16 protein-coding genes are annotated in these 19,003 nt (G+C 39.8%); 3 read left to right on the top strand and 13 right to left on the bottom strand.

All coding sequences use genetic code 11. From position 1 onward, the window contains the following. Nucleotides 1–9: 9 nt before the first annotated feature. The 10 genes from EUBHAL_RS02300 to ileS all read right to left on the bottom strand — a co-directional run bounded on the left by EUBHAL_RS02300 (nt 10) and on the right by ileS (nt 13,715). The gene (locus tag EUBHAL_RS02300; protein WP_021907064.1) at nt 10–1,671 is read right to left on the bottom strand and encodes a propanediol/glycerol family dehydratase large subunit; all 1,662 of its coding nucleotides are present in this window, start codon (nt 1,669–1,671) and stop codon (nt 10–12) included. A 181-nt stretch (nt 1,672–1,852) separates the two neighbouring features. Next, on the bottom strand, nt 1,853–2,665 hold the full coding sequence (pduB, locus tag EUBHAL_RS02305; RefSeq protein WP_005344401.1) for a propanediol utilization microcompartment protein PduB: 813 nt from the start codon (nt 2,663–2,665) through the stop codon (nt 1,853–1,855). A gap of 43 nt (nt 2,666–2,708) precedes the next feature. Next, nucleotides 2,709–2,981 carry a propanediol utilization microcompartment protein PduA gene (pduA, locus tag EUBHAL_RS02310; protein ID WP_005344403.1) on the bottom strand — a complete coding sequence of 91 codons (273 nt, stop codon included), beginning with the start codon at nt 2,979–2,981 and terminating at the stop codon, nt 2,709–2,711. 235 nt (nt 2,982–3,216) lie between these two features. Further along, entirely contained in the window at nt 3,217–4,371 is a 1,155-nt protein-coding gene (locus EUBHAL_RS02315; protein WP_005344405.1) for a 1-propanol dehydrogenase PduQ, read from the bottom strand. After that, nucleotides 4,358–5,425, bottom strand: a complete 1,068-nt coding sequence (locus EUBHAL_RS02320) for a response regulator transcription factor (RefSeq protein ID WP_005344407.1) — start codon at nt 5,423–5,425, stop codon at nt 4,358–4,360. The genes EUBHAL_RS02315 and EUBHAL_RS02320 overlap by 14 nt, the downstream gene beginning before the upstream one ends. 15 nt (nt 5,426–5,440) lie before the next feature. Beyond that, nucleotides 5,441–6,676, bottom strand: a complete 1,236-nt coding sequence (locus EUBHAL_RS02325; RefSeq protein ID WP_022170137.1) for a sensor histidine kinase — start codon at nt 6,674–6,676, stop codon at nt 5,441–5,443. Between the two features lie 49 nt (nt 6,677–6,725). Further along, the gene (locus EUBHAL_RS02330; protein WP_005344411.1) at nt 6,726–7,388 is read right to left on the bottom strand and encodes a cobalamin B12-binding domain-containing protein; all 663 of its coding nucleotides are present in this window, start codon (nt 7,386–7,388) and stop codon (nt 6,726–6,728) included. A gap of 147 nt (nt 7,389–7,535) precedes the next feature. Further along, nucleotides 7,536–7,856 (bottom strand): hypothetical protein, encoded by a 321-nt coding sequence (locus tag EUBHAL_RS02335; RefSeq protein WP_005344412.1) that lies wholly within the window; start codon nt 7,854–7,856, stop codon nt 7,536–7,538. A gap of 83 nt (nt 7,857–7,939) precedes the next feature. Beyond that, nucleotides 7,940–10,375: a glycogen/starch/alpha-glucan phosphorylase gene (locus EUBHAL_RS02340; RefSeq protein ID WP_005344414.1), complete on the bottom strand. Its 2,436-nt coding sequence runs from the start codon at nt 10,373–10,375 to the stop codon at nt 7,940–7,942. Nucleotides 10,376–10,556: 181 nt separating this feature from the next. Then, nucleotides 10,557–13,715, bottom strand: a complete 3,159-nt coding sequence (gene ileS / locus EUBHAL_RS02345; protein ID WP_005344416.1) for an isoleucine--tRNA ligase — start codon at nt 13,713–13,715, stop codon at nt 10,557–10,559. Between the two features lie 722 nt (nt 13,716–14,437). Here ileS and EUBHAL_RS02355 point away from each other — a divergent pair. Together EUBHAL_RS02355 and EUBHAL_RS02360 are read left to right on the top strand one after the other, a co-directional pair. After that, entirely contained in the window at nt 14,438–14,869 is a 432-nt protein-coding gene (locus EUBHAL_RS02355) for an SH3 domain-containing protein (protein WP_022169704.1), read from the top strand. A 7-nt stretch (nt 14,870–14,876) separates the two neighbouring features. After that, nucleotides 14,877–16,322 carry a nicotinate phosphoribosyltransferase gene (locus EUBHAL_RS02360; protein WP_022169705.1) on the top strand — a complete coding sequence of 482 codons (1,446 nt, stop codon included), beginning with the start codon at nt 14,877–14,879 and terminating at the stop codon, nt 16,320–16,322. 224 nt (nt 16,323–16,546) lie between these two features. Here EUBHAL_RS02360 and EUBHAL_RS17155 read toward each other — a convergent pair whose 3' ends face one another. Continuing rightward, the gene (locus tag EUBHAL_RS17155; RefSeq protein ID WP_005344426.1) at nt 16,547–16,933 is read right to left on the bottom strand and encodes an MATE family efflux transporter; all 387 of its coding nucleotides are present in this window, start codon (nt 16,931–16,933) and stop codon (nt 16,547–16,549) included. A gap of 155 nt (nt 16,934–17,088) precedes the next feature. Between EUBHAL_RS17155 and EUBHAL_RS02370 the strand changes: the two genes are divergently transcribed. Further along, entirely contained in the window at nt 17,089–17,730 is a 642-nt protein-coding gene (locus EUBHAL_RS02370) for a chloramphenicol acetyltransferase (protein ID WP_005344428.1), read from the top strand. 211 nt (nt 17,731–17,941) lie between these two features. Here EUBHAL_RS02370 and EUBHAL_RS02375 read toward each other — a convergent pair whose 3' ends face one another. Both EUBHAL_RS02375 and EUBHAL_RS02380 read right to left on the bottom strand, forming a co-directional pair. Further along, a complete protein-coding gene (locus EUBHAL_RS02375) occupies nt 17,942–18,406 on the bottom strand; it encodes a hypothetical protein (RefSeq protein ID WP_044921588.1) in 465 nt (154 codons plus the stop codon). Continuing rightward, a complete protein-coding gene (locus EUBHAL_RS02380; protein WP_005344432.1) occupies nt 18,406–18,867 on the bottom strand; it encodes a DUF3990 domain-containing protein in 462 nt (153 codons plus the stop codon). The genes EUBHAL_RS02375 and EUBHAL_RS02380 overlap by 1 nt, the downstream gene beginning before the upstream one ends. Nucleotides 18,868–19,003: the final 136 nt, after the last annotated feature.

Raw genomic sequence — 19,003 nt, forward strand, 5'->3', positions numbered from 1 at the left:
CTTACTCGATTAAAGCTTAGCCGGATCTACTGCAGTACGGATATCAGAAATCTTCTCCCAAAGTTCTGGGCTGATCTGGTAACCTGTCATAGGTCCTTCATAGCAGTTAGGGCTGTTAACAGCAGAAATTACATGGAATTTATCATCAAGCATGGAAGCTGTATGTAAGTAGTCACCAACAACTTTAGCTTTCTGAATGTTGAAGATAGACTCAGCAACGTCTTCAAATCCACCCTTGTAAAGAGCTTTAACGAAGTCGATACCTGTAACTCCACGATCAAGCATATCTGTAGCAGCTTTAAGGTCAGCTACAACGTCACGGTCAGGCATATCCTGTGAACCACGAGCGTATGTGGCAGCTTCAACTTCTTCGTCTGTAATTTCAGGTAAACCTAATTCACGGAACAGTGCCTGAATAGCTTTTGCAGCTTTATTACGTGCTGCAACAACTTCTTCTTCTCTTGCAGGAAGAAGACCAGCATCAACTCTTAAGTCACGCTGAATTACGCACCAATCATCATAATCGTCTGCATCCCAGTTGGATCCTGCGAACATGTTATCATAGTTCGGTGTGGATGAATATCCGGAACAGATGTAGTCAGTTCCTGGAATAAACTGTGGAATAGAACGAGCAACTCTACGAAGATCAGAGTGTGTAAATGACTGGTCATTAGAGGAAGCGTTCTCAAGGTCAAGCATAGCGGCAATTAAGTTCTCACATGCAACGGCGCGGATACCACCAGGTACAGCGGCAGGTACACCGATACAGGATACAGAACCATTCTGTGTTCCCTGAACACCAGCACCACGAGTAACACCGAGGCATCTAGCCTCAAGGTAAAGCATAGACTTTCCTTCTGCCATACCCATCTGAACCTCTGAACCAGTACCAGATGTAAATCTCATCTTAACACCACGAGATGCGTAGCAGGATGCTAAGAAAGCTTTTGACCAAGGAGTATCATCACCATCCATGAATACGTCTTCAGTTCCGTATACGGATACTGTCTCGGCGTAAGCGGTGTAACCTCTCATACCTAAGTCAAGCTCTGTAGCTTCTTCTACAGCACACTGTGTAAGGATACCAGGACGTCCAACGTTAGCACCTAACATAATAGCGATAGCATTAAATGGAGCATAACGTACAATACCTACTGTTGTCTCCATCTCTGCAAATCCACGTACAGCAGCTTCTGCTGCATCTGCTGCGATCTGAACCATGTTATCCTTTACGTTTGTAACGTGGCACTGGTTAGCTGGTTTTAAACGACATCTCATCTTGGTAATACCCATCATAGCTTCAAGTACGCTGAGGTTACCAACGATTTCTACTAACTTAGCAGGTGTAACTGCTGTAGTATATTTTAAGCACTCCTGTCTGTTAACATTAATGTCAACTAACATACGCGCAATCTCCAGAGAGTCTGTAGCCATTGCTTCTTCTGCAAAGTCAAGATTAATGGCATATCTTGCGATGAATGCGTCAAGCATGTCGAATTCATCTTTTGTTTTTCCATCCATTTCAACAACTTCGCCGTTGACGATCTTGATAGATGGAGTTGGGTCGAATGGGCTGTTCATGGCAATAAAGCCTACTTCTGGCCATTCCTTTGCATAACCATCCTGATTAACAGGTCTTTGATCTAAATACTCAAAACGTTTACTTCTCACGGTCTCAACACCTCTCAAATTCCAATTAGACTATCTTTTACCTTCAATATATATATTCAAAATAAAAGTATTACAATATCCAACTGCAGGCTCTCACCCCCGCTTTGTGGATATCTCTTACTCTAATTCCCTATATGGCTCTCACCCCATATAAAGAACTTTAAAAATCAGATTGTTAATCTTAGATATATGGAACTGTACCGGATTCCAGTGGTTCGTTTGGCTCTAAAGCTTTAAGTAACTGCTTACCAACTTCTCTTGCACCAATGATAGCCTGTCTAACTGCTCCTGAATCTCCTGTGAAGAAGAAGTTAACCTCGTTAGAGAAGGATGTTCCACCATTACCAGGTGTAGCGATAGAAATAGGATCGATTGTAGCTGTCTTAGAAGCTGTATCGGCTAATACGATACCAATACCTGAAGGAGCTCCTACAGTGATACCAAATGCTTTACCAACAACTGCGCCGAATGCTTTCTCTAAGCAGTAAGAAGCACGTGCTGTGTACTGGAACTCAAGATGTCCAGCGGAGTTTCCGTATACATCACCAAAGTGTTTTCCAACGAAGCTTAATGCAACTTCTACAGCTCTTCTAGCATCGGATACGTCTTCTGCACCAAATACAACTAAGCATCCATGTCCAGCGCCGCCTTCTGTATCACGTGGGCACTCGATTAAGCAAACTTCTGTGTTTGTAGCTTTAACAGCTTCATCACAAGCGAAGATCTGAGGACCTGCACCTGTACGGTCTGCGATGATACCGATTGAACGGTACTTAGGATCAATCTTTAATAATTCATGAACACTGTAGTCAAGGTTAGCGATTACTAAACCAATTGTATGTCCCATTGCTGTTCCAACATACTCTGTTAAACCGCAAAGGTCTTCATTGATTCCCTGAGGAGCTTCGCAAGCCATGCTCTGTGCAGGAGCTTCTGTGCCACCCATCTTTTTCATAACTTCGTCCATGATTTTAGCCATCATTTCATCTTTCATTGAATTATACCTCCATTAATAATTGATCAGACAAGGACTAACTCTATTGTGGTAAGATCTTTTCTACGTCTGTATGTGGTCTTGGGATTACGTGGCTGGAAACTACTGTACCAACTTTATCTGCAGCAACTGTACCTGCGTCTACAGATGCCTTAACAGCTCCTACGTCACCTCTTACCATAACTGTAACTAAACCGGAACCGATCTTTTCGTATCCTACTAATGTTACGTTTGCTGATTTAACCATGGCATCGGCTGCTTCGATTGCGCCAACTAAACCTTTGGTTTCAATCATTCCTAAAGCTTCTTTCTGCATAATTGACCTCCTTATAAAATTCTTATCTGCCCTGTGGTTGATTTGTTCAGGCAGAATATATTTTGGTTGATTTACAGGATAGTATCATTATATAGCAATTTTCACAAAATTACTTGGCTAGTGCCTATAAATTTTAGCTTTTAAACACATATAAACTCATGTATTTATTTATTTTCATGATACTTTGTTGCCATTTTTACCACAGGGTAGCAAATGATTCTGTATACAAACGCTACTATTTTGCAATATGATCAAGAATTTTATTAATATCTTCTGCTGTAACCTTTCTAGGGTTAGCCTGTGTACATGCATCAGCCAATGCACGACGCACAATTTCTTCTCTGTGTTTATTAAATTCTTCTACACTGACGCCACATTCGGACATACACTGTGGACGATCCATATATTTTAACAGACGCTGGATCTCTGCAATCAGATTAGCCACACCAACTTTAGGTGTAGGAGCTGGCAGGCCAACGATTCTTGCCATCTTCTGATACTTCTTTGCTGCGTCATTGCTGTGTTTTGCGCCTTCTCTTGCCATATCGGCATTAAATTCAATAACATAAGGAAGCACTAACGCATTGGCTCTTCCGTGTGGAATGTGGAAGATAGCTCCTAAAGCATGGGCAATACCGTGGTTTACACCAAGATTTACAAGGTTAAATGCCATACCTGCAAGACAGGATGCTCTGTGCATCTTATCTCTTGCCTTAATATCATAACCATTGCGGTAAGCGCGTGGAAGAAATTCAAAAGCAAGCTCTGCAGCTTTCTCTGCTAAACAGTCAGAGCAATCGCTCGCTGTCTCAGAAACATAAGCCTCAAGAGCGTGGGTAATAACATCCATTCCTGTATCCGCTGTAATAAACGGCGGCGCTGACTTAACAAGTTCCGGATCAAGGATAGCAATATCAGGCATAAGGCTCTCATCGATCAATGGAATCTTAACCCCCGTCTTACTGTCTGTTACTACAGCAAACTGTGTAACTTCGGAACCTGTACCACTTGTTGTCGGCAGGGCAATCAGTTTGATCTTCTTCTGATTATCAGGATTCTGCTTCTCTTCAATCTTCTTAGCCATATATACAATAGCTTTCGCCGCGTCAATGGAAGAACCTCCTCCAAGAGCAACTACGATATCACAGTCCTTATCCTGCAAAAATGCGATACCCCTTTCAATCAGATCCATTGGTGGATCAGGGACTACTTCGCTGAAAACGGAAACTTCTTTGCAATTAGACAATTTTTTTAAAATCATGTCTGCCATTCCTGAATCTACCATGAACTTGTCAGTAATCAGAACCGCATTCTCGTCTTTTTCTTCAAGAAGTGCGTCGATGGCATCCTCACTGAATAAAACTTCAGTGGAAAGTTTAAACCGTTTCATTTTCCTCCTCCTTTCTGTTTCTGTACTTTTCTCTATACTCAGATGGCGTTAATCCAGTCTTCTTTTTGAAGGCCTTACTGAAGTAATTCGCTTCATTGTACGCCAGATCCAAGGCAATATTAAGCACCGGAATATCTGTGTTGACCAGCATTTCTTTTGCCAGGTCCATCTTCCGGTCTGTCACATAGGTGATGAAATTCACACCCATTTCTTTTTTGAATATCTTACTTAAATAATAAGTACTGATATTCACATGGTTTGCAACATCCTCTAAACTGATACCCTTCTTTAAGTTTCTCTCTATGTAATCAATAACGGCCTTCATACCGCCTTCTGAAAGCTTACCTTTGATATTCATCTTATCAAAGAGAATGTCTACCATCTTGATAATTTCATTATAGGCATCATGCTTATTATTATAGAGAAGATACTTAATCTTAAGCTTCTCCATCTGAACTACAAGTTCGTTCGTATCTGTGATTCCAAGTTCCTCACTAATACGCACAACTGCCTTTGCAACCTCCTGTAGTCTCTTTGATATAATATTAACATCATGCTCCTCTAAGTATAACTGGTCTATGTACTCTCTTAAAATGTCTACAGAAGCTTTGTAAGAGCATTTTTTTAATTCCATTTCGAACTTTGAAAGCAATTTATTACTCTTTCCGGTCTGTCGTCCCTCTCCTAAACGGCTTGCAAATGACTTCACGGACTCAAGTAAAACCTCTTTTCTGATAGGTTTGAGCAGGAAATCATCAACCTTCAACTTTATTGCTCTGTGTGCAATATTAAAATCATCATATGCCGTTGTTATAATAATAACAGCCTTTGGAAGTTTTTTCCTTGCATATTTGATAACTTCCATACCATCCATTCCAGGTATGTTAATATCTACCAGCATGAGATTGATATCTTTTGAATCAATCATCTCTACTGCCTCGAAGCCGCTTTTCGCTTCTCCGACAATTTCTACATCCAGAAGATTCTCCTCAAGAAAAATCTTCATGGAGGTTCTTTCTAATTCTTCATCCTCAACAATTAATATCTTATACAAGTCAACTCTGCCTTTCTATTCCTGTACCAATGGCACTTTTATTGTCACCTTCGTTCCAAGAGAAGGTTTATTTTCACTTTCAATGGATAACGCATATTCATTTCCAAAATAATGAATCAGTCGGGAATTGATATTATAAAGTCCTACAGATCCCTTTTCATTATCTTTATACGCATCCCCGCGTAAAACGCTGACTATTTTTGACTGGGACATGCCATCACCATTATCAATAATGTCAATGCATAAATCTCCATCTTTCTCGATTCCATTCACTTCGACCATTCCACCGGATGCCTTATTCTCAACTGCATATTTAATGGAATTCTCCACAAGTGTTGTCAGAGATAAAAACGGAAGCTTCACACTGTAATATGCCTCCGATATATTAATGGAATACTGCAGCCTGCTTCCCAGGCGAATCTTCTGAATCTTAAGATAATTCTGCACATGGGTCAGTTCCTCTCTGAGTGGGCTTAATGGATCTCTGCTCTTTCTCAAAATGTAGCGCATCATATCCGCAAACGCATAGACAACATCCTCCGTCATCTTCGCATTCTCAAAGAAAGCAAGTCTTCCTATTGTATTCAATACATTAAAAAGAAAATGCGGATTGATCTGATAATGTAAAGCTTTCAACTCAATATCACGAAGAGACTTCTCCATCTCAATACGAAGCTTCTCTTCCTTCATGAGCTTATAATCCTTTTCGCGAAGCTCTGCATTTACCTTATTCGCATATTCTCTCTCCACAGAATAATTATAGCTGTCACAGATAATCTGTGCCACAGCCTCAATCTTCTCCACAGACACCTCTTTTACCTGGCTGTAGAGCTCAACCAGTTCCTGATTGTCCTTCCAATCCTCGCTTTGTGTCGTAATCTTCTTTAAATCTGCAAAATCTGTGCTGGTAACCTGACCTGCCAGAAACGCTCCAACATACTGTCCCTTTATCATAATCGGAATCGCAAAATCAATTAGCCCAGCATGACATATGTACACATAAGCTTTCCCAATTCTTCTTGCCTTTCGTCCTCCACAGGCATCACAGTAATAGCACTTTTCACGAAATGCATCCAGTTCACGAAGACGCTTGCAAAAAGGTGTAAAATTACTCTGCTTTGTAATCGGAGTTCCGTTGCAATCCACCGTCACAAATGCCAGATCTGTAGCCTTCGCCCAATTATCCTGTAAAGTTTGAAGTTCTTTTACATCCACCACGTCTTCAATATAAATATTATTCTTTTCCGTCAATCTTCTGTCCTCCAAACATCGGCATTATCCCAACCTCATCGGTCAGAAATTAATGGTTTTTCTTCCTTCTATCTTTTTTATTCAAATAGCGGCAGGCCTTCTCTGCACAATTACAGGCATCTTCCGTATAACAGTCTGCACCGATTGCCTTTGCCTGCCTCTCCGTCAGAAAATAACCACCTACCATAAAATAAAACTGATCCCGGATACCTTTCATCTCAAATTCTTCAACAACAGCTCTCATATCTTCTTCAGAATGCGGCATGATACCACTTAAACATACAATCTGAGCATGACTGCCTACTGCCTCCTCCAGAAATCTTCTCGGTGAAACATCCACGCCCAGATCAATAACCCTTATATTCTTACTCTCCATCATAATCTTAACAAGATTCTTTCCGATGTCATGTAAGTCCCCTTTTACTGTTCCTATTATAACTGTCCCAATCTCCTTTTTGGCACGTCCGCCACTGTAATGGCGCAGAGTAGAAACGCCCCTTTCCAATGCGCGGGTAACGCTCAAAATTTCTGGCACACCAACTTCTTCTTTACGAAACTTGTCCGCTACCTGTTCCATTCCGGCTAAAAAGCCATCTTCCAGAATCATCTGCGGGTCTGTTCCCTCTTCTAAAGCCATCTTGACCAAGTCTGAGACTCTTTTCCCCTGTCCCCTTTTCAGGGAATCAATAATTTCATCTATTGTTGCTCCCATTTTGCCCTCCAAAAATCTATCAGAGTGTTCTATGGCTTTATTTTATACTTTTTACACCTAAAAAGCAAATTATTATCGTATATTTTGCAAATTACTTTTCTTAAATATAAAATTTTACTAATTTACAGCCCAAAATGATAAATTATTTTATTCAAACGGGCAAGAAAAAAGGTAAAAAAAGGAATTGGGTGAACCAATAACAATTTTTTCTGATTTGGGCTTGCAAAAAACAGATGAAACCTGTACACCAGCTCCTTCACCGCCAACCGTCACTCCGTAGAATCCCCAAATTCTTCCATAACTCTGTACTCCCAACTTCATCCCCTTCACTCCCAACTGGTATTCTGGGAAATCCTGAATTCTCCTGATTCTAACTAAATCTCGCCAAAAAACAGAACCCCAAGATAGAATAGAACCGATATCTGTGACCTCGGAGCAAGGTTTGAACGCGAGTGCATAAGCGAGCATTCAAACCGCCGCGACTAAAGTCACAGATATCGGTTCTATTCTATCTTGGGGTTCGTCTATTTCTTCGACTATTTATTTGCGAATTACAGAGTCACTTTCTCCAGATGCCACATCTCTTTTGCGTACTCTTCGATCGTACGGTCAGATGAGAACTTACCTGCGGATGCTGTCTGGAGCATTGCTGTTCTTGCCCAGTGTTCTTCATCGCGGTAAGCAGCATCGATTCTGTTATGAGCTTCTTTGTAAGAATCGAAGTCTAACAGTGTGAAATAAGTGTCTTTTTCAAGGAGTGCGTCATAGAGGGCACGGAACAGTTCCGGATTCTCTGGTGAATAGAATCCATTTACTAACTGTGTAAGTACCTGACGAACGTCCTGGTTGTTATTATATACGTCTCTTGGATTGTAGTTTCCGTTTTTCTCATATTCCATTACCTGGTCTGCAGATAAACCGAAGATGAAAGCGTTTTCTTTGCCAACTTCTTCTACAATCTCAACATTAGCTCCATCCATTGTTCCTAATGTGAGAGCACCGTTTAACATGAACTTCATGTTACCTGTTCCTGATGCTTCCTTAGAAGCTGTGGAAATCTGCTCGCTGACATCGGCTGCTGCAAAGATAAGCTCTGCGTTAGATACGCGGTAATCTTCGATGAATACAACTTTGATCTTTCCATTGATGGATGGGTCGTTGTTAATCTTATCTGCTACTGCATTGATTAACTTGATCGTAAGCTTCGCTGTGTAATAACCAGCGGCTGCTTTTGCTCCGAAGATAAATGTTCTTGGAACGATATCCATGTCTGGATGTGCTTTGATTTCATTGTAAAGATACATTACATGAAGAATGTTCATTAACTGACGTTTGTACTCATGTAATCTCTTAACCTGGCAGTCAAAGATGGAACGTGGGTCTACATCAATTCCATTATGCTCTTTGATGTATTTTGCAAGACGTACCTTGTTCTGGTATTTGATGTTCATGAATTCCTGCTGGCACTTTTCATCATCTACATATACTTTTAAATGTTTAAGATGATCTAAGTTAGTGATCCAGTCATCACCAATCTTGTCTGTTACCCAGCTTGCCAGTAATGGGTTACCATGAAGAAGGAATCTTCTCTGTGTAATACCATTTGTCTTATTGTTGAACTTCTCTGGCATCATCTCATAGAAATCTTTTAACTCACGTTTCTTAAGGATGTCTGTGTGAAGGCGGGCAACACCGTTAACAGAGTAGCTTCCTGCGATTGCAAGGTGAGCCATTCTTACCTGTCCATCATAGAGGATCGCCATCTTGCGGATTTTTTCCTGATCTCCAGGGTATTTGTTCTGGATCTCGATAACGAAACGACGGTTGATTTCTTCTACAATCTGGTAAACTCTAGGAAGTAATCTGGAGAAAAGCTCGATAGGCCACTTCTCAAGAGCTTCTGCCATAATAGTATGGTTTGTGTAAGCACAGGTCTTTCTTGTGATTTCCCATGCTTCATCCCACTCTAAACCTTCTTCGTCAACGAGGATTCTCATTAACTCAGCTACAGCTACTGTAGGATGTGTATCATTTAACTGGAATGTTACTTTCTCATGGAACTTACGAATGTCGTCATGTGTTTCTTTGTATTTTGCAATTGCTCTCTGAACAGATGCAGAAATGAAGAAATACTGCTGTTTTAAACGAAGTTCCTTACCTGCCATATGGTTGTCGTTTGGATATAATACTTCACAGATTGTTCTTGCAAGATTTTCCTGTTCTACAGCTTTCTGGTACTCACCTTTGTCGAAGGAATCTAAGTTGAAGTTGTTGATTGCTTCTGCATCCCAGATACGAAGTGTGTTTACGATATGGTTGCCATAACCTACGATTGGCATATCGTATGGTACGGCACGTACACTCTGGTATCCCTTCTGAACGAACTTCTGTCTTCCGTTATGCATCTCAACATCTACATAACCGCCAAACTTAACTTCTACGGCATACTCATCTCTCTTGATTTCAAAAGGATTTCCGTATTTTAACCAGTTATCTGGGACTTCTACCTGATAACCGTTCTCAATTTTCTGTTTGAACATACCATAACGGTAACGGATTCCGCAGCCGTAAGCTGGATATCCAAGTGTTGCAAGAGAATCAAGGAAACAAGCTGCAAGACGGCCAAGACCACCGTTACCAAGTGCTGCATCTGGCTCCTGGTCTTCGATGAGGTTAAGGTCAAGTCCTAACTCCTCTAATGTTTCTCTTACATCATCATAGCAAAGAAGGTTAATCATGTTGTTTCCAAGAGCTCTACCCATAAGGAACTCCATGGACATGTAGTAAACCATCTTCTTGTCCTGTTTTTCGTATGCTTTGTGTGTCTCGATCCAGTTGTCAATAATATCGTCTTTTACGGAGTATGCAACAGCCTGATAAATCTGCTGTGGTGTTGCTTCTTCGAGTTTACGACGAAACAGCATACGGACATTGGACTCTAACTCTTTTTTGAATTTTTCTTTGTCGAAAGTATCCTTTTTAATCAATGAACTGATCCTCCTAAATTATCTCGTATAATCCTGGAATCTTTTTCGTGCCTGCTTTCGTGAGAAGATTTCTATCAGCCAGCCTCAGATTTTGAGACGTACGTAGTACATTCGCCGCAAAATCTGAGTGCCTCTGGTCAAAAACCATTCGCTAAAAACAAGTGTTTAAAAGGTTTTAAGATTACATTTTTTTCTCGACACCTAATCTTACTTTTTCTCCATTAATATCCCATTCCTTGGAATATCCGCCTTCTGCGTCTAAGCACATATCGTCTGCCAATACATCATTCTTGATTTCATCAGTGTATTTGGTCATGACTTCTTTAATCTTGTCATTACCCTCTTCGTATACAGTAATGTGGTCTGTCACTTCAAAGCCGGCTTCTTTTCTCATTGTCTGTACCTTACTGATGATTTCTCTTACGAATCCCTCTTCCAAAAGTGCCGGTGTCAGATTAGTATCAAGTACTACGGTAACTCCATGATCTGCCTGAGAAACGTATCCCTCTTTCTGTGACATATCAATTAATAACTCTTCCGGCAATAAATTGATTTTACCATCATTTAACTCTATTGTCAAAAAGCCATTTGCGTCTAATTCTTTCTTAGCCGCACTTCCGTTAAGGTTTGCTAAAATATTACGGATCTTTCCTAAGTCTTTACCGTATTTTGGTCCAAGAATACGCATCTGAGGTTTAAATGTGTAATCTGTGAGGTCAGATACATCATCCTTAAAAATAACGTCTTTTACGTTAAGCTCACCTTCGATGATCTGTTTGTAGTAATCTGTTAAAGCAGCCTCTCCATTTACAAACATCTGACCGATTGGCTGACGGTTCTTGATTCCGGATGCGTTACGTGCAGCACGTCCAAGTACAACGATGTCAAGTACTTCACCCATATCCTGCTCAAGTTTCTCATCAATCATTGCCTCATCCACTGCTGGGAAATCACATAAATGGATACTTTCTGGTGCATCTGTATTAACACTCTTTACAAGGTTCTGGTAAATGTCTTCTGTCATAAATGGAATCATTGGTGCAGAAGCTTTGATGAATGTAACAAGTGCAGTATAAAGAGTCATGTATGCATTAATCTTATCCTGCTCCATTCCTTTAGCCCAGAAACGCTGACGGGAACGACGTACATACCAGTTACTCATATCATCTACAAATGCCTGTAATGCCTTTGTTGTTTCAGGAATCTTATAGTTGGCAAGACAGTCATCTACTGTTTTTACGCAGGAGTTCAGTCTTGATAATAACCATTTATCCATAACAGATAACTTGTCGTACTCTAAGCTGTACTTCGTTGGGTCAAATTCATCGATATTTGCGTAAAGTACATAGAATGCATAAGTATTCCATAATGTACCCATGAATTTACGCTGTCCCTCTGTTACTGCATCTGCGTGGAAACGGTTTGGCAGCCAAGGTGCACTGTTAGAGTAGAAATACCAGCGGATAGCATCTGCTCCATGCTGCTCTAATGCATCAAACGGATCTACGGCATTTCCTTTACTCTTACTCATCTTCTGTCCGTTTTCGTCCTGTACGTGGCCGAGAACGATTACGTTCTTATAAGGAGCTTTGTTAAATAACAGTGTGGACTCTGCAAGTAAGGAATAGAACCATCCTCTTGTCTGGTCTACTGCCTCAGAAATGAACTGTGCAGGGAACTGCTGCTCGAAAAGCTCTTTATTTTCAAATGGATAGTGATGCTGTGCAAATGGCATTGCTCCTGAGTCAAACCAGCAGTCGATAACTTCTGGCACTCTCTTCATTGTCTTTCCACAATCTGGACATGTCAGAGTGATCGCATCAATATATGGTCTGTGAAGTTCTACAGTCTGAGCTTCTGGATTTCCGCTCTTTTCCTCTAATTCCTGGCGGCTTCCGATGCACTCCATCTTTCCGCAGCCTTCACACTGCCATACGTTTAATGGTGTTCCCCAGTAACGGTTACGGGAAATACCCCAGTCCTGAATGTTATTTAACCAGTCACCAAAACGGCCTTTACCGATGCTCTTTGGAATCCAGTTGATTGTGTTATTGTTGCGAATCAAGTCGTCTTTTACTGCTGTCATCTTGATGAACCAGGACTCTCTCGCATAGTAGATCAGCGGTGTATCACATCTCCAGCAGAAAGGATAATCATGTTCGAACTTAGGCGCATCGAAAAGAAGGCCTTCTTTATCTAAGTCAACAAGTACCTTAGGGTCTGCATCTTTTACAAATAATCCAGCATAAGGTGTGTCTTCTGTCATGCTACCCTTTCCATCTACGAACTGAACAAATGGAAGATCGTACTTTCTTCCAACCTGTGCATCGTCCTCACCAAATGCAGGTGCGATGTGTACAATACCTGTACCATCGGACATTGTTACATAGTCAGCGCATGTTACGAAATGTGCTTTCTTATGCTGTTTTTCTGCGGACTTTGCAGCACCTTCATATAGTGGAACATACTCTTTATATTCAAGGTCTGTTCCTTTGTAAGTTTCAAGAATCTCGTAAGCTGGAGTTTCTTCTGTTCCAAGCTTACCAAGAACTTTATCCAGTAATGCTTTTGCCATATAGTAAACATAACCGTCAGCAGCTTTTACTTTACAGTAAGTCTCTTCTGGGTTTACACAAAGAGCTACGTTACTTGGAAGTGTCCAAGGTGTTGTTGTCCATGCAAGGAAATACGCATCTTCACCAGCCACTTTGAAACGAACAACTGCGGAACGCTCTTTTACTGCCTTATATCCCTGTGCTACCTCGTGAGAAGATAAAGGTGTTCCACAACGAGGGCAGTAAGGTACGATCTTAAATCCTTTATAAAGAAGACCTTTATCCCAGATAGTCTTTAATGCCCACCATTCGGACTCAATAAAGTTGTCATTATAAGTTACATATGGGTTATCCATATCAGCCCAGAAACCAACGGTCTTTGAGAAATCTTCCCACATTCCTTTGTATTTCCAAACAGATTCTTTACACTGAGTGATAAATGGATCTAAACCATACTCTTCAATCTGCTCTTTTCCGTCAAGGCCAAGCTTCTTCTCTACTTCAAGCTCTACTGGAAGTCCGTGAGTATCCCATCCGGCCTTTCTTGGAACCATGTAACCCTTCATTGTACGGTAACGAGGAATCATATCCTTGATTACACGAGTTAAAACGTGTCCGATATGAGGTTTACCATTGGCTGTTGGTGGTCCATCATAGAAAGTGTAAACAGGGTCACCTTCTCTTGTTTCGATACTTTTCTTAAAAATGTCATGGTCTTTCCAAAACTGTGCAGTTTCTTTTTCTCTCTCTACAAAATTGAGATTCGTGGATACTTTCTTGTACACGACGTTTCCTCCTTAATTTAGTCAGTTTAATTTAACTACTTTTAGATTAAATAAATTTATATTGTGATGTTATGGCCAAAAGATATTTTGCCCCTAACTTGATGTCACGAATTACTCCACAGCTAACTCTGCTCCCATAATTCTGAAACATCATATTATTATGCCCGATGTGCAGACCAAATTTTCCGGCAAAAAAAGAAAAGCCCCCATCCCCAGTAAAAGGATGAAAGCCTGAACTATCATTATACCACCTGTACATACTGACATATGCTTCTCTGTTAACGGTGAGATTCCGTCACTGCTTACTGTAACCTTTCGGCAGTGCAACTCAGGAGTGATATTCGGATATTCTCTACTGACAACGGATTCCCACTATCTCCGTCTCACTGAAGCGTTCAAAAATTCTTACTGTCTCCATCAACGTTTTTATCACAGATAATCATATACTAGGTGGGATAAATTGTCAACAGATTTTCATTCTGTATTTACTGTATTTATCACTATATTGATTCCTGTACTATTTATATCAGATGTGAGATGACTCCCACATCATAGCAAGAATGCCAGGACATTCTTGAATTGATAAAATGTCACCAGTTACTTTTATACATTATTTATACAATGAGATTTCCCAGTTTCACAAAACATTGTTAATCCTTAAATTTTCTTTTAATTTACAAAAGATTATGCTACAATACTCCTTAATTAGAAAGGAGCCTATAATGTTAAAAAAACTCATTGTATCTTTTCTTTGTGCGATTGTTGTCGCCTGCACAGTTCTCGGCGGATTTTGCCTGCTTTACTTTACTATTCCAAGCCAGAAAGCAAAGGCATCCATTTCCCTGCCTTCTACTGTAGAGGACAGTGAAACTGCAGCGGAGTCTACCACAGAAGCAGATTCCAAAGATAAGAATGTTTATGTGGCCGATGTGTATCAGTCTCTTACACTTCGTTCAGAGGCAAGCGCAGATTCTGACGCGATTACAGACCTTCTTCCTATGACACATCTGGAAGTTCTTGAGTTTGCGGCAGGTACAAATTATGCTTACGTCAAGGTATTAACCGGAGATAAAGAAAGCTATAAGGGCTATGTAAACAGCGAATATATTACTAAATTAGGAGAACCAACCGTTCGTATTGGGACAGAGGAGTAAATGAATTATGTTTTCTAACAATTTAACTATGATGACCGACCTGTATGAGCTTACAATGATGCAGGGATATTTCTTCGAAGGTAACGAAGATAAGGTTGTATTTGATGTTTTTTACCGCAAAAATCCATCCGGCAGTGCTTATGCCATCACCTGTGGACTTGATCAGGTAATTGATTATATAAAGAACCTGTCATTTTCTTATGAAGATATTGATTATTTAAGAGGTCTCGGCATTTTTAAAGAAGATTTTCTTTCCTATCTTGCCGGCTTCCATTTCAGCGGAGATATTTATGCAATCCCAGAGGGAAGTGTCGTATTTCCAAAGGAGCCACTTGTAAAGGTTATCGCCCCTATCATGGAAGCACAGCTTGTTGAGACAGCGATTTTAAATATCATCAACCACCAGAGTCTTATCGCAACAAAGGCTTCTCGTGTTGACTATGCGGCTGGCGGCGGCGTTATGGAATTCGGTCTTCGCCGCGCACAGGGACCAGATGCCGGAACACTCGGCGCAAGAGCTGCCGTTATCGGTGGATGTACCGGAACTTCCAACGTACTCGCCGGAGAACTTTACGGCATTCCTGTACAGGGAACACATGCCCACAGCTGGATTATGAGCTTCCCAGACGAACTTACTGCTTTCCGTACCTACGCGAAAATGTATCCCGATGCTTGCATCCTTTTGGTAGATACTTACGACACCTTAAAGTCTGGTGTTCCACATGCCATTCAGGTATTTAAAGAGATGCGTGATGCCGGAATCACTTCTAAGCTTATGGGAATCCGTTTAGACAGCGGTGACATTGCCTACCTGTCTAAAAAGGCCCGCAAGATGTTAGATGAGGCAGGATTTACAAATGCGATTATTTCCGCTTCCAGCGACCTTGATGAATACCTGATCAACAGTTTAAAAACACAGGGCTGTACCGTAACTTCCTGGGGTGTTGGTACAAATCTTATCACATCTTCTGATAACCCGGCATTCGGTGGGGTATACAAACTTGCAGCCATCAAAAAACCTGGCGATAAAGAATTCACCGCTAAAATTAAGATTTCCGAGAACCCGGAAAAGATTACAAACCCAGGTAACAAAACAGTTTATCGTATTTATGATAAAGAAAGCAGCAAGATTAAGGCTGACTTAATCTGCCTCGTTGGGGAAACATTTGACCCTTCAGAAGATTTAAAGATTTTTGATCCGATCTCTACCTGGAAAAAGTCCATTCTTCCAGCCGGCAGCTATCAGATCCGCGAAATGCTCGTTCCAATATTCTTAAACGGACAGTGCGTATACTCCTCTCCTGCTGTTATGGACATCAAAGCATACTGCCAACAGGAACTGAATACACTGTGGGATGAGAACAGAAGACTGATAAATCCTCAGACCGTATATGTGGACCTTTCACAGAAACTGTTCGATCTGAAACACAAGTTATTAGGAGACGAAAAATAAATACTAATTTGTAAATTTAGAAGAGCCAGAAAAAAGAATTGTTATCTGTTTGATTTTGTTCCGTTGCGCTAAGCATTCCATTCTGCCCAGAAAAACAGGAACTCGGGAAAAACGAGTCCCAAGTTCCTATGGTCAGAATTCCATAGCGCAAAGTCACAAAATGCAATACGAATAACAATTCTTTTTTTCTTTACCATAGTTTCCTTACAATTCAGCATAAAATTTTATTTCAACGGCTGTCTGTTTTTAATAACAATAGCAAAGTCGATCATAATAAGAACAATCGTTAGTATCCATGAGATAGGAAAGGCATAATACAGAACACTTAATTGGCAATATTCCCCGAAAATAGTATATATCCAAATAATACGAAAACAACAGGTTCCTATAATTGCGGCAATAGCCGGGGATAAGGAATGTCCAGTACCTCTTAATACGCCTGCCGGAATCTCATAAAAACTGCATAGTGGTTCAAAAAAGAGAATACACATAATACGAAGATGTGCATTTTGTATAACCGTTTGTTCTGCGAAAAAAAATCCTGTAAAAAATTTTCGAAATATAATGAGTGGCTCAATAATTACCAAACTACTCAAAACAGAAAAAATCATACATATCCATATAATATAGGGAAAGAATTCCTGCTATATAATTAATAGTCAAAAAAGAAAAAACATTGTATAATAAATATATCTTAGGAGTAAGTATTGTATAATATTTTTTAGTTTATCAACCAGAAAATATAACACATGGAGGAGGGTTACATATGACAGGCTGCAAAAAAATTGATATGGATACCTGGGCACGCAGGGAACATTACGAATACTATACTAAACAGTTAAAAGTTGAATATAATATTACCGCTAATGTTGATGTAAAAAATGTATTGGATTTTTGTCATTCAAAAGGTTACAAATTTTACCCTGCTATGATCTATCTTGTTACTAAGACATTAAACCGCATCGATAATTTTAAAATGTTTAAAGATAAATATGGATACCTTTGTGCCTGGGACAAAATCATTCCAAATTATACTATTTTTCATAATGATGACCATACTTTTTCTGATTGCTGGACAGATTTTTCCGAAGATTTTAATATATTTTATCAAGATATCCTAAAAGATATGGCTACTGCCGCAACGAAAAAAGGAATTAAAGCAAAAGAAGGACAACCTGCTAATTTTTACTGCATATCCTGCACGCCATGGACAACCTTTACCGGTTATAGCAGTAGGGTCTCTAATGGTGAACCTTCTTTTTTCCCAATTGTATTGATGGGTAAGTATAAGCAGCATGGCAAAAAAATACTGATGCCTGTTAATATCACAATTGCTCACGCAGTAGCAGATGGTTATCATGTGGGATTATTCTTTCAGTATCTCCAGGAAGAAATTAACAACTACTAATTTGCTGGGGACACAGACGCCGCTTTAATAGAAGATATTGAGCTGAATTGTATGGAGTCTTCTAAATAAAAAAGAAATAATACCATATCTCAGATGCGGCTTCGGAGCGTGTTTAAGATGCAGATAAGCATTTTAAACACAGCGACTACAGAGCAGATGGGATATGGTATTATTTCTTTTTTCGTCTATCCAAAATCTACAAATTAGTATTTTATAATATTTTATTTTGGATAAAACACTCAAATATATAACTTGGATTTTCGTAATAAACACTACTATTATAATCATCTATTTTGTCACTAATAAAAGAATGGTATACTTCAATAATTGCATCTACTACATCTATCTTTTTTTCTAAAGCCACTTGTTTTATCAAGCGCTTATATACTTTTCCGATATCCCAATGGGAAGGAACTGCATACTGACATTCCCCCACATTATCAAAATTTCCAACGGAAATTTTTGCTTCTTCAATAAAATCATCACTCACCCGCTCTATATTATCGCTATGGTAAATATCCGCTAAGTCATATATTTTTGCAATGCATTCTTTGCCTAATGCATCTACCACTGCTGCTCTTTTATTCTTTGTTTTTCTGGCAATATAGTCAATAAGTGAACATGTATAAAATAAGTCGTTGTCTTTCTGACTTTCTCTTCCCAGTTGTCTTTCCATCATCTCGTCTCCTCATATCCTCTATATTCTAAGCATTTTAAAGCTTCTCGTGTACAAAAATTAATCTGATGTGTCGGATATTTGAATTTAGCTAACACCCAGAACTGTTCTCTTGTAATGGCTCCATCAATATAATCGGAAACATAATTATAAATCTGATCATTTGCCATCGCTCCTATTACAATATCATATTGATGCGGTTTTCCTGAACGACAATCAATAATAAAATCTAACCATTCATCTGTCATGTCCTTAAATTCTTTTATATTTAAATGCGTATTTAACCTTACCTCGTAAATAGAGACGATTTTATCATCATATCTTTTCGCCCACCTTTGAGCCTGTTCCTTTATAACTGTACAATAAAATCCTGTACCAAAATCTTTTGTGTTTCTTCCCTCCCGTATTTCCGGATGTTTCACTGGTGTATACCCACCATGATATACCGTCATTTTCGCCATAGAATTTCCTCCATCCTCAATATTATATTTTCTATTTCTATCTAGTATAACACATATCCTGAGTTGCCGCAGGCAAAGAGACGCCGCTGAAAAGAGTGGTAGTCGGATTGCCTGAAGAATTATAGAGAAGAATCAC

Source organism: Anaerobutyricum hallii DSM 3353, assembly GCF_000173975.1.
Taxonomy (GTDB): Bacteria; Bacillota; Clostridia; order Lachnospirales; family Lachnospiraceae; genus Anaerobutyricum; species Anaerobutyricum hallii.